Source organism: Chitinophaga solisilvae (assembly GCF_009928525.1).
In the GTDB taxonomy this organism is placed as follows: Bacteria; Bacteroidota; Bacteroidia; order Chitinophagales; family Chitinophagaceae; genus Chitinophaga; species Chitinophaga solisilvae.
Genome location: NZ_JAABOK010000011.1, coordinates 132,783 through 145,484 on the forward strand (window position 1 = coordinate 132,783; position 12,702 = coordinate 145,484).

Consider the following 12,702-nt stretch of genomic DNA (forward strand, 5'->3'; position numbering starts at 1 on the left):
TGCGGAATTATTGTTGGATAACAAATGGTATTTCACGTATGTCTGATTCAGCCACTACCCGGAGGATGTACATGCCGGAGGCGGCATCTCCCGGCAGCTGTATGGCCTGATCCATATCCTTCACATCCTGGATGGTGAGCCGATACCACTCTCTGCCGCGTATATCATTGATGAACAGCGCCACCCGCTGCCGCTTCTTCAGTTTCACGACGGCCCTGAACTGGCCATTGTTGGGGTTGGGCGACAGACCCGCGGATATGATGGTGCCATCGTCGGTGCTGGTGGCCGGTGTGGCATCCGGATCATAGGGTTTCACCCGGATTTCCTTTTTCACCGTATAGTCGCAACCGTTATACCATGCGGTCAGCTGCAGCCAGTAGGTATCTTCCCGGGAGAACCTTATCAGCGGCGTATTCCCACCACGCAGGATAACTGCACGGGGATCGAAGCTCCATTGCAGCGAGTCGGGCTTAGGCAGGCTCACATCGGATACAACCAGTGTATCCATCGCATTCTGCAGGGTAGACACCAGGAAGTTCGGATCCACCCGGCTGTTCTGCAGCGTGATAAGCGCTTTGCCCGTAGTGGTGCAACCCTTGCTGTCTTTGATGGTCACCGTATGCTCGCCAGGGCCTTTGTGGAAAAGAGGCTGTTGCTGCCAGCTACCACCCAGACTATAACTATAGGGCATGGTACCTCCGGCGGCGGTGATTTGAATGATGCCGTCCGGAGCGCCGTAGCATACCGGCCTGGCTGTTACCACGGCTGTCAGCGGCGCTGCCGGTTCATTGATCACCGCGCTGGCAGTACCGGTGCACCCTGCCATATCTGTAATGGCTACCTGGTAGCTGCCGGCTTTCACCGACACCAGATCCTTTCCTGCGGCAGGTCCCGGCGACCAGACAAACGAATACGGCGCTGCGCTGCCGCTGACATCCAGCGTTACGCTGCCATCGCTGCCGCCAAAGCAGCTGACATCACGGGTGCTGACGGTGGTGAGCAGTGGTGTGTACTTGCTTGCTACCGTTACATCTGTTTCATTGCCGCAGGTATTTGCATCCTTCACCATGATGTGATAACGGCCGGGAGCCCGGTTTGAAAAGACAGGGGAAGACTGATATGATCCGCCGCCGATGCTGTAGCGGTAAGGAGATACGCCCCCCTCCGCCGTGATCGTGAAAGTGCCGTTTCTGTCTGAAGCGCAGATAACGCCGGCATTGTCCGATACTTTCAGTCCTACAAAAGCAGCAGGTTCTGTTACCGTTACCGGCCTGCTGACCACGCAGCCGCGGCCGTCCTTTACCTTCAGGGTATAATTCCCGGCAGACACCAGCGATAACAGATTCGACGACTGGTAAATATCATTGGCCAACGAGTAGGCGTAACCGTTATATTGCTGTCCGTTGCCGCCGGTGGCGGTAAGAGTAATCCGGGCGTCATTGCCGCCATGACAGGAAATGTTGAATCCATTGTAGTCCGTAAGTGCGGCAGTAAATGCCAGCGGCGCAGGCGGCGCGGTAATCTGGAGGGGCTGTGTTACCTCGGCCGCGCAGTTCTTCTGATCCGTCACCTTTACCATCCAGCTGCCAGGACCAAATCTGTCTGCCGCTGTAAATGGCGTATACCCATTTCCGTTATCATGCGCCAGCCAGGTATATTGTCCGTTACCGCCGGCAGCCTCCACACTGAAAGCTACCTTTTCTCCGTAGCAGGTAATAAAGCCGGCTACGGCCTTTGTAATCTGCAGTAAAGCAGGTTCTTTGACGGTGACGGCTGTAGAAATATTGTCACATCCTTTTTTATCGTAAATGTGCAGGCGGTAACTACCCGCCGCAGCAATAGTAACCTTATCGGTGCCGGGAGGGCCCAGCGGGTTCCAGTCAGTGCCGGTCAGCCACTCCCACTGGTATTCATAGGGTGTGATGCCGCCGGTTACCACCCCGGCGATGGCGCCATCTGCCGCGTTGAAACAGGACATATCCGTTGCCGTTACCCGGATGTTGATGGCATCCGGTTGTGTAATCACTACCGGCGCGGGTAGCTGATAGCGGTCGGCGCATCCTGCCAGGGCGCTGGTCACGGCAGCAGCGTAGGAACCGGCTGCCAGGCCGGGAAACTGACCAGTGCTGTTACTGATCGGCGCAGGTAAACCACCGTCGCTCAGATAGTAAATATAACCACCCGGCCTTCCGGAGGCAGACAGGGTAATGGCGCCGTTAGCGCCGCCATGACAACTTACAGGTGTAGTTACCGGAGTACCCAGCATAAAGTCAGGCGCCGGCGTCAGTGTCACATGTTGCGTATAGGCATTACAGGTAGTAACCGCAGCATCTGTCAGCACAATGTCGTAGTTGCCGTGGCCCAGGTCCGGAATCTGCCACTGAACGGCTGTAGTGGCGGCTTCTTCCTTCACCGGCTGCCCGTCTTTCCGCAGTACAAAACGATAATTGCCGCTGAAGCGGTCATACGCGCCTTTACTGTGCGTAATGTCAGTAACATTGATTACACCATTGCCCGGCTGATTGCAGACAGGCTGGTTGGCGCTGACAGTAAAGGAAATGGCTGCCGGCTGCGTGATGGTGAAAGGCATCGGTGCTATCTCCTGCCGGCACTCGTCGGTGGCGGTCAGGGTATAATCGCCGGGAGCGAGGTGCTCAAAAGTGCCTGTGGTATTGGTACCTACGGTGTTGCCCTGCTGCTGCAGCGTAAAAGTAACGGCTCCGCTGCCGCCGTTTGACACAGCGGTAACGCTGCCATCGCCTGCATGATAACAGCTGACATTGCTGACAGCGCTGAGCGATGCATGCAGTACCGGCAACTCGCCCACGGAGGCATTGTAACCGGTGTAACACAGGCCGGTTGCATCGCCGGGATTGGCAAGCAATACAGTATAATCTCCTTTGGGAATATTGATAAGGGTAATATCATTGCCGTTACGGATGTATTTGGCGCTGTCACGGGGAAATACGGCATAATCGTATACATCGCGCAGACAGGCGGTTTCGCCGGGCTGCCCCGTGGGCTTATCCGGATTACATTTGGCCATATTATTAAGACCCCTGCGGATAATCAGCAGGTATTCCCCATCGCTTTTGCCGGTAACATTCTTCAGGGTAATTTTTCCGTTCGGCGTCTGCGGACAGGAAGGCGTGGTTTCAGCGCCGGCAGACTGCGGCGGTGATATCTTGAAGTAAAATGGAATACTGGACTGCGACCAGCTGCTGTAATTAGGACGGTTCCAGTCTCCCGCAGGCCCGGAAGGATTCCGTGCCATGACGCGGTAGCGGATATTCATCAGGTCATTCCTCGGCCCGATGATGGATTGCATGTTGACCGTAATCTGGGACCCTGCATCCCGCCTGAGCGATCTCCAGTTAGGCACCAGTATTTCAGGATCTTCATTACAGCAACCCGGCTGGTAAATAATATTGCCCCAGTCATCATACTCGGTCTGGGCAGCACAGTCCTGGGGTGAACAATAATTGGGATTAGGTATCCATACATCATCCCCTTCAATATAATACTCCCAGTCATACTGCAGGCCCCAGGGATTACCGGGGATGCTTGTTGTCAGGGTCAGGTCTTCGTTGGGACAAATATTATTGAAGGTGGTACCTACGCCTGTAGGCGCTGCCGGCGGCAGTATGGTATAATAAAGTTCAATGTAGGCAATGGCATGCGTCTGGGGGCCGTAGTGCGACCAAACCAGCTGATTCACCGTTCCCGGCTGATAGCTGGTAAGGTTAATGGTATTATCCGTATAATAATACCAGGAGTCGTCGCCCTGTGAAGTACATTCATCGTTACCGCTATGCCCCGGCTCCCGCTCGTGGTGAGATAGCATCTTAATTGTAATGGGGGTATTAATATCCACATACATGGTCGTGAGATCCCCGCTTACATTGGCGGGTCCGGAAACCGCTTTTTTGACATGCCAGGCCGTTTTAACACAGTTATCTCCCACCACTATGTTTTGTAATCCTGCGCCGGTAAACCGGTAGAATTCAAAGCGGGCGCCATAACTTCTCCCTCCGTCAATCTCATAATTGATATCCAGCGTAGTCACCTTCATACGTACCACTACCGTCTGGGCTTTCAGCTGCGCAACAGCGGTACAGAAAAGGATCAGGGTAAACAACACGGTTCTTCTCAACAAATTACGGTTGTAAAATGCATTCATAGGCATATAGGGTACAGGGTATAATAGAGCGTTACTTGTATGTGTATCGGGATCGTCCTAAGCTTCTCTTTCGGTAATTAACAGTCATCGCAAAACCAGTTGCAATATATATTATAAATTTTAAATAATAATTAACAATTATATATCAAGAAAAGGCGGAGCTTGCCAACCTTTGATAATCAATACGGATATTTCCAATAAAAAAGCGGTGGAAACTCACGTGTATCCCTACACGTAAATTTCCACCGCCTATAAACGTGCATGCACGTCAGTATCTTCAGTATTTAACGCTCATCCACACAAAGTCCGTCTCCGCTGCATTTAAATAACCAAATCTCAAATAACCAAATAACCAAATAACCAAATAACCAAATGATTACAGGTTGCTCACCATCTGTTTCCAGAACTTCGCGCTTTCTTTTACTTCCGGAACGTTGAAATCCCAGTTGTGTTCATATTCTGCAGAGAACAGCCCCTTGAATTTCTGCTCTTTCAGCGTTTCCAGCACCTGCGGGATCTGGCAAACCCCGTTACCCCATACTACGTCGTGGGAGTCCATGGATTTATCATTCAGGTCCTTGAAGTGCAGACTTACGATGCGGCCGTTCAGCTGTTTGATGCAGGCAATGGGATCGAGGCCGGAACGTACCCAGTGGCCGATATCAGCGCAGGCGCCCATCAGTTTACTTCTGCCCTGGATTGCTTTCAGCACGCTGTCGGGGTGCCAGTAAGGGCTTGGTTTCGGATGATCGTGGATAGCGAGTCTGATATTGTATTTATCGCACAGGGAAGAGATCAGGTCCAGGTACTGCGGTTGTGGTTCGCTGGTGATGCTCTGGATACCCATGCGGTTGGCGAAATCGAACAGCATTCTCCATTCCGCTTCAGACCCCGGCACTACTACGCCGAATGCCATCAGCACTTTGTGTTTCTTTTTAAACAGCCCTTTCACCTGTTCCTGTTTATCGGGCGACATATGATAATCGAATTTACCTTCGATACCACCACCAATAACCTGACCGGGATATGCTTCCACGTACTGGATGCCGCAGCTGTCCATTTTGTCCAGGGCTTCCGCCAGCGTAAAGTGGTTAAAGGTCCATGCCTGTGCGCCCAGTTTCCAGCCCAATGCATCTGCTCTGGCCTGGCCACGGGCAGAAGTTGCAAATAAGGCAACTGCCAAACCGCCAGCCAGCATAAATGCATTTCTCAGTTTTTTCATATAGATATTTTTTTGATGATTGAAAGTAATAGCTTTCAGGTTAAAATGCAAGATAATTTGTAAAAAACAACGCAGAAAGCCCCGGAAACATTGTATAAACGGGCTGCTCTTTTATATAATTACATTAATCCCGGTTTTTGCTTAATTTTATTTCAGAACATGTGCTATGAGAGGAATAATATTTTCCCGGTTCAATCCGGATGAAAACACTAAGCCGCCCTTCAAGAAACTGCTGGACCTTTTCACCCAACTACTCACCTACACCAGTGGAGATGTTACAGAAGCCCTGCAATGGCTCACTGAGCTGGATAAGGAATTTGGCCTTACCAGTAACGATTATGGCGTGGGAGATTTTATACGGGAGATGAAAGAAAAAGGATACCTGCGGGATAACGAAGAGAGCGGCAAGACAGAGATGACCTCCAAAACGGAGCAGACCATCCGCAAGAGTGCGCTGGAAGAGATATTCGGGAAACTGAAAAAATCGGCCACCGGTAACCATAATATCCGTAAATCAGGCATCGGTGATGAGCTGAATGCAGAAACACGTCCCTTCGAATTCGGCGATGGCGTGGACCAGCTGGATATTACCGCTTCCATCCGCAATGCCCAGATCAATCATGGTATTGACAGCTTCTCCATCAGCCAGGATGACCTGGAAATCAAGGAAACGGACTATAAAACCCAGACCTCTACCGCGCTGATGATTGATATCTCCCATTCCATGATTTTATATGGGGAAGACAGGATCACACCCGCCAAAAAAGTGGCCATGGCGCTGAGTGAACTCATCATTACCCGGTATCCGAAGGATACGCTGGACATCATCGTTTTCGGTAACGACGCCTGGCAGATAGAGATCAAAGACCTGCCCTACCTGCAGGTCGGGCCTTATCATACCAATACCGTTGCCGGCCTGGAACTGGCGATGGACCTGCTGCGGCGCAGACGCAATCCCAACAAGCAGATTTTCATGATTACCGACGGGAAACCAACCTGCCTCAAGATAGGAAAGGACTACTATAAAAACAGTTTCGGACTGGACAGAAAAATACTGAACCGCACCCTCAACCTCGCGGCGCAGTGTAAAAAACTGAAAATACCGATCACCACCTTCATGGTCGCCTCCGATCCGTGGCTGCAGAAGTTTGTAACGGAATTTACCGAAACCAATAACGGGAAAGCCTTCTTCTCCGGCACCGACAAACTCGGACAATTCCTTTTCTACGATTTCGAAAATGGCAAGAGAAAACTCTTTTAATCCGCAACTAGCATATTACTCATGGATACAAGCATAAAAACATTAGGCGAGCTGAAAAAAAGCGGCTATACACCCGTTTCTGTAAAAGAAGAAATCAGACGTAACCTGGTCAGAAAATTACAACAGAAAGAAGCAACCTTTCCCGGTATCGTTGGTTATGAAGACACCGTTATTCCGGATACGGAAAGAGCCCTGCTGTCAAGACACAACATACTCTTCCTCGGATTACGCGGACAGGCTAAAACGCGCATGGCCCGCCAGATGACGGACCTGCTGGATGAATACATCCCCGTGGTGGAAGGCTCGGAAGTAAACGATGATCCGTTTAATCCGCTGTCCCGCTACGCCCGCGACCTCATCGCAGAGAAGGGCGACAAAACACCTATCGCCTGGCTGCACCGCACGGAACGCTATGGCGAGAAACTGGCAACGCCGGATGTATCGGTAGCCGATCTCGTGGGAGATATAGATCCCATCAAGGCAGCCAACATGAAACTCAGCTACGCCGATGAAAGAGCCATTCACTTTGGTATCATCCCCCGCTCCAACCGCGGTATCTTCGTCATCAATGAACTTCCTGATCTGCAGGCGCGTATCCAGGTGGCGCTGTTCAATATCCTGCAGGAAGGCGATATCCAGATCAGGGGCTTTAAAGTAAGAATGCCACTGGATATTCTCTTCGTGTTTACCGCTAACCCGGAAGACTATACGAACCGCGGCTCTATTGTAACACCGCTGAAAGACAGGATAGAAAGCCAGATCATTACCCACTACCCGAAAAGCGTGGAAAACTCCCTGCTCATTACGGAACAGGAAGCGGATATCCACGAAGAACAACAGGCCAAAGTGTCGATCTCTGATATGGTGAAGCGCCTGATTGAACAGGTGGCATTTGAAGCGCGCAGCAGCGAATACGTAGACAAGAAAAGCGGCGTGTCGGCACGCCTTACTATCGCCGCCTATGAAAATGCGGTGAGCTCCGGCGAACGTCGTGCCATTATCAATAAGGAAAAAGAAACGCATGTACGCATAGCGGACCTGCAGTCTATCATACCCGCTATCACCGGTAAAATAGAACTGGTATACGAAGGCGAACAGGAAGGTCCGCTGCAGGTGGCGCACAACCTGCTGGATAAATCCATCCGCACCCTCTTCGCCTCCTACTTCCCGAATCCTGATTCCTTCAAAAAGAAAAAACAACCGGGAGGCCCGCTGGAAAATCCTTACCGCAGCGTTATTCAGTGGTTCGACAAGGGCAACTCCCTGCAGTTGCTGCAAGATATCAATGATAAGCAATACGAAACCACCCTCCACAAAGTAGAAGGACTGAATGACCTGGTGAAAGCCCGCTTTCCGCAGACCAATAAACGGGAAGCCCTGCTGCTCATGGAGTTTGTGCTGCACGGTCTTGCATCCTATTCCCTCATCAGTAAAAAGGTAGCTGAAAATGAAACACGTTTCAGCGATCTGTTAGGCACCATGATGAATTTCAGTATGGGCAATGATGAGCCGGAAGAAGAGGAAGATTTTGAATAAGGGTCACGGGGGATAACACAACAATTTTATTTATCCGGCATCTGTTGAGGCAGATGCCGGATTTGTTTTATAAATACTGTTTCTTACTGCAGCCGTATTATTCGCGGTCGTCTAATACCAGCGAGAGATAAACGGCACTGCTGAGCGGATTGTCATAATACGCCGCTATCGGTTCAAATCCCAGGGAAGTGTATAACTCGATAGCCGGTTTCATATGCGCCAGCGTATCCAGCAGAATACGCCTGTAGCCCAAGGCTTTGCTTTCTTCGATAGCTTTTGCCGCCAGGGCTTTGCCAACACCGTGTCCTTTGAACGCATCCTTTACAAACAGGCGTTTCATTTCTGCGGTGGTGTTGTCGAAAGAGCGGACAGCCACACAACCTGCCACCTGTCCGTCTACCTTAGCCAGAAACAAGGCTCCGGCAGGGGCGGCGTAAGGTCCGGGCAAATGTGTCATTTCATCTTCAAACTGTTGAAAGCTTAGGTCAACACTTAACCAGTTGGCGTATTCTCTGAAAAGCTGCTTTACCTGTTCAAGGCTTCCGGTGTCTGTTGCGGTTACTTTTAAGATCTCTGTCATTCCACACTAATTTGATTATCTGTGAACGCAAAAGTTTTCCGGAATAGGTAATGCCTCAGTTTCCTCTGACTGCCGGGCACGCCCCAAACTTTTGCGGGATAAGCAATTTACGATATTTACTTCATACTGCAGACACCGTACAAATATTATTTTAAAGGTAACATTCCCTCTTTTTTACCGCTCAAAAATGATCCCTTCATCTCCCAGGTTATTATCATACATATAGTGCAGCAGCGGAGCGAATTCCGCTGCAGTGACCTGCCGCTGCAGCGATGGCACCGTCAGCGTACGGAAATCCGGAATCTGCGCCAGCAGCTCATCTACACCCACCGCACTCACATGCCGCAGGTGATGCGGCAAAAATTCAGTGACCAGCGTACGCGCATGCTGCAGGATGTCCTGCATGCCTTTCAGGGCAAAATATTCCGACCCTTCTATATCCATCAGTATCAGGTCAAAATCACGCCGGGTAAAGAAATCATCCAGTGGTATACCCGTTACCGTTATCTCTTCCGGATCATCGTAATCATACTCGGAACGGCTATGCTGCGGCCGGCGCTTACTGCCGCCTGAATTGGCCCTGCTGAGCAGAAACGGTAATGCTTCTGCCTTATCGTTGGCGGCGATGTGAAAAGTATCACAGTTTTGAACATTATTCAGCCGTACATTCATCTCCAGCAGGGAATACGTGTCCGGATTGGCTTCTATGGCTGCTACATAAGCACATCTGTGCGACAGCGGTATGGCCAGCGTACCGATGTGCGCGCCTATTACCAGCACCTTCGCCGCCGGTGGCAGTAAAGCGGAATAGGTTTCCAGCTGCGCAGTACCGAAAGCCCCGTTTTCCCGCAGCTCCCACCCTACGCCGTAATCTTCCGGATCGCTGGCAAACAATCCCTCCGCCGTTGCGGTAACCACGGCCTTCGTCAGCGGCCCTAATAATTTCCTTGTCAGGAAACCAATGCCTGCCATACGTTGCAGCGGATCAGCCGCATGGCGGCGCAGGACTTCCTTCAGCTCTTCGTTACAGGACAGGTAATAGTTCAATACATTTTCTATTACAGCCGCATCTTCTGCAGCCAGCCCTCCGGGGTGCTCTATGATATGTTCTGCTGACATCTGATTTGTTTTTTATCACCAGGAAACAAGACTGAATGCTTCTCCCCCGGCATATCTTTTTGAAGCGAAATAGGTATGCATGGCAAAGCGGATATAGGCGGGAGAACTGCGGATATCTGCCAGATGCGTCAGACAGCTCTCTTCCGCTTCCCGGAAGACCGGTGGCGTATCCTCCGTATATACATCCCCTTCCAGGTCTATGTACTGATGTCCTTTCGCGGACCGCCCCAGTACATACCTCCGTTGCTGCGCCCCATCCCTGAAACGTTTCAGCACCATCCAGGAGCGCTCCTGCGGCGTGGTAATATCCCATTTCAGCAGGTTGCGGTGCAGCAGCAGCATCCCTCCCTCCGGATCATGCTGTACCATGGTGGTTCCCAGGAAACAGCCGTCATCCATATATCCGCAGGGAATAACGGGCGACGGGATCATATAAAACGGCGACTTCAGCGCCATCCACGCAAACCGGAAGGTATCCTTATCACCAAACAACAGCTTGTGATAGATATGGCCCAGCCGGTTCAGGTATACACATACCTGCAGCTCTCTCCAGCAACGCTCCTTGTCCACCAGCAGCTGCCCGCTCTCCTGTTCATGCTGGTCGGCATACGGCCGCCGGATGATTTTCCAGATGGGGTTATCTGCCGGCGTTTTCCAGTAGTCAGGCCAGAACACCGCGCCATGCTCCTGATAGGCAGGCCATAAAAAAAATGCTGCCGGATCTTTCAGGCAGATGTTATCTGCATCCAGGAAGAAGACCTCCCGGAAACGGCTATGCAGGATTGCCAGCGGCTTCAGCGCCACACCGGACAAGCCGGTATGCGGAATGCTATTGAAATCACAGCAGCGCACCTCATAACTGCTGAGCTCTGCCATCACCTCTGCAGACAACTCATTCCCCTTGTACCATACCTCCACCGGCAGCATACAGCCTGATTGCCGCAGCATCCGTATGGCGATAAGCCCGCAGGTATAGTAGCTGAAACCGCCGATACACATTACAATACCACGGCCTTCAAAAGTGCCGGGACAGGGCGGAATATCCGCTGTAAATGCTTTCAGATCGCTGCGCAGGTCCTTTATCAGCGAAGCGGATACGTCATAGCGGATAGTCCTGAATCCGTTCTGTTCAAAATTACTCATGGCATAAATCTTATACCGGCTGCGGCGATGCTGGTTTCATCCAGGTGTGCAGCCAGTAGTGAATGAGTGGTACGGTGACGGTACGTTCCGGCATGGTCCTGATCTCTGCGTAATCGTATACAAACATTTCCTTCACCGGTACCTGCGTCTGCCGGGAGTTGCGGTGCAGCTGCAGGGAATCGCGCATCCGGTAGGGACCGGAGTACTGCGGTGTCAGCATGGTATCGCGCCGGCCACTGTTATAGATAGCGACTATATCTTCTGCCAGGCTTAACAGGTAAGGCTCTCCCTTACCGGCGGCAAAGGCTTCCGAGGCCAGCGTATCGTTGACAGGATCTATAATGAGAAAACCATACGGATAACGGCCTGTCAGGTCCCGGAAAGCATCAGGCAGCAACAGCTCTATGTCCCAGTCCATATAGCAGCCGCCAAAAGCATGTACGATAAGATACCGGGCTATGTCTGATGCTTCGCCGTGGTTACGGGCATGGCTAAACGCTGCGGTGGCGAAGGGGTAGTATTCCTCCAGGAAAGCTGCTATCAGCGCATCATTCCATATCCTTACCGTGTAGCCGTGTTCCTGCAACCGGCGCCATGATTGGAGACAACGGTCAATCAGGGCATTGGTGCCCGGTCCTACAATCAGGTGGATCACCGCCGGCACGTGGCTCACGGTAATGTCTGCCCATATCAGGGAATGCCAGTTACGCAGCAGCGAAGGCTGTTCCAGGCAGGTATAAGCTGCCAGCACGCCGGCATAGCCGTCGTACAACCCTGCGCGCAGCGTCCTTCCGGATAATTCGTGTACTATCGTCAACGCATATACGCGTAAGGCGGGTTGTGGCGCCGCCGCATATAACAGGGCACTCACTTTCAGCTGCAGCAGCAGCCGGGCATTATCGGCCTCCGCCAGGCTGTGACCGGTGGCTTCCAGACAGGCGGCAACATACACGCGGTATTGAGGCAGCCGGGAAGACTGCTCCACGCGTTCCCCGGCTGCATGTAACAACAGGGCGAGATAAGCTTTCCGCCAGGGATCTGAGGTGATACTGATGGTGGATATAACGGCATCGGATATACGATGCATACTATCTGCCGGCAGGCTGGCACGCAGGTCTTCAGGAAGCTGTGTCAGGCATTGCAGGAAGGCCGCCAGCTCCTGCAGCTGCAGCGGTCTGCCGCCTGCCAGCTGCTCCTCTGCACGTAGCATCAGCTGTACCGACTGTGCTGCCATAGCTGCCATCAGCCGGCTGTTCTCCGGATGCTGCCCGGTTAAACGCTGCAGGAAATAAAGATGCCGCCGGATGTCTGAAACGGTAGTTTCTCCTTCCGGCTGCAGTAGCAGGTATTCGTCCACATCCGCTAACAGCGTATCTGTATCTGTAAATGGCGATTGCCCCTGTTGTGCCAGCCACGCCACTCCCCAGCCGATGCCGGACAAGCCGGTATCAAAGGAAATATCTTCCAGGGCGGCAGCCTGTTCCAGCACGTGATGCAGCAACCGGCTGCTGTTGTTGCTCCAGGTATCCCGTCCCGTGCCTTTTGCCAGCAACGCATATACCAGGGAGATGCCCATATCGCCGCAGGATAAGCCGGGATAGCTTTCTTCCTGCCGTTGCCGCGCAGCCTCGAGCAATGTAATCAGTTGTTCATACATAGGC

General features: G+C 52.0%; 8 protein-coding genes. 2 read left to right on the forward strand and 6 right to left on the reverse strand.

What is annotated here, in order from left to right; translation table 11 throughout:
* Positions 1-7: 7 nt before the first annotated feature.
* Positions 8-4,156: a SprB repeat-containing protein gene (locus tag GWG06_RS21995; protein ID WP_160716028.1), complete on the reverse strand. Its 4,149-nt coding sequence runs from the start codon at positions 4,154-4,156 to the stop codon at positions 8-10.
* 400 nt (positions 4,157-4,556) lie between these two features.
* Positions 4,557-5,402: a sugar phosphate isomerase/epimerase family protein gene (locus GWG06_RS22000; protein ID WP_127036234.1), complete on the reverse strand. Its 846-nt coding sequence runs from the start codon at positions 5,400-5,402 to the stop codon at positions 4,557-4,559.
* A gap of 166 nt (positions 5,403-5,568) precedes the next feature.
* Here GWG06_RS22000 and GWG06_RS22005 point away from each other — a divergent pair, with 166 nt between their 5' ends.
* Entirely contained in the window at positions 5,569-6,663 is a 1,095-nt protein-coding gene (locus GWG06_RS22005) for a vWA domain-containing protein (protein ID WP_127036236.1), read from the forward strand.
* Positions 6,664-6,684: 21 nt separating this feature from the next.
* Positions 6,685-8,199, forward strand: coding sequence for a sigma 54-interacting transcriptional regulator (locus GWG06_RS22010; protein WP_127036238.1), 1,515 nt, complete (start codon positions 6,685-6,687; stop codon positions 8,197-8,199).
* 97 nt (positions 8,200-8,296) lie between these two features.
* Here GWG06_RS22010 and GWG06_RS22015 read toward each other — a convergent pair whose 3' ends face one another.
* From GWG06_RS22015 to GWG06_RS22030, 4 genes are all read right to left on the reverse strand, one after another.
* Positions 8,297-8,779 (reverse strand): GNAT family N-acetyltransferase, encoded by a 483-nt coding sequence (locus GWG06_RS22015; RefSeq protein WP_127036240.1) that lies wholly within the window; start codon positions 8,777-8,779, stop codon positions 8,297-8,299.
* A 174-nt stretch (positions 8,780-8,953) separates the two neighbouring features.
* Positions 8,954-9,898 carry an FkbM family methyltransferase gene (locus tag GWG06_RS22020; protein ID WP_160716030.1) on the reverse strand — a complete coding sequence of 315 codons (945 nt, stop codon included), beginning with the start codon at positions 9,896-9,898 and terminating at the stop codon, positions 8,954-8,956.
* 15 nt (positions 9,899-9,913) lie between these two features.
* Positions 9,914-11,041 carry an alpha-mannosyltransferase gene (locus GWG06_RS22025; RefSeq protein ID WP_160716032.1) on the reverse strand — a complete coding sequence of 376 codons (1,128 nt, stop codon included), beginning with the start codon at positions 11,039-11,041 and terminating at the stop codon, positions 9,914-9,916.
* 10 nt (positions 11,042-11,051) lie between these two features.
* The gene (locus GWG06_RS22030) at positions 11,052-12,698 is read right to left on the reverse strand and encodes a glycosyltransferase family 32 protein (RefSeq protein WP_160716034.1); all 1,647 of its coding nucleotides are present in this window, start codon (positions 12,696-12,698) and stop codon (positions 11,052-11,054) included.
* Positions 12,699-12,702: the final 4 nt, after the last annotated feature.

Excerpts from the sequence above, each read along its gene's own strand:
- GWG06_RS22000 (WP_127036234.1), bottom strand. The coding sequence starts at position 5,402 with ATGAAAAAACTGAGAAATGCATTTATGCTGGCTGGCGGTTTGGCAGTT.
- GWG06_RS22005 (WP_127036236.1), top strand. The coding sequence starts at position 5,569 with ATGAGAGGAATAATATTTTCCCGGTTCAATCCGGATGAAAACACTAAG.
- GWG06_RS22010 (WP_127036238.1), top strand. The coding sequence starts at position 6,685 with ATGGATACAAGCATAAAAACATTAGGCGAGCTGAAAAAAAGCGGCTAT.
- GWG06_RS22015 (WP_127036240.1), bottom strand. The coding sequence starts at position 8,779 with ATGACAGAGATCTTAAAAGTAACCGCAACAGACACCGGAAGCCTTGAA.
- GWG06_RS22020 (WP_160716030.1), bottom strand. The coding sequence starts at position 9,898 with ATGTCAGCAGAACATATCATAGAGCACCCCGGAGGGCTGGCTGCAGAA.
- GWG06_RS22025 (WP_160716032.1), bottom strand. The coding sequence starts at position 11,041 with ATGAGTAATTTTGAACAGAACGGATTCAGGACTATCCGCTATGACGTA.
- GWG06_RS22030 (WP_160716034.1), bottom strand. The coding sequence starts at position 12,698 with ATGTATGAACAACTGATTACATTGCTCGAGGCTGCGCGGCAACGGCAG.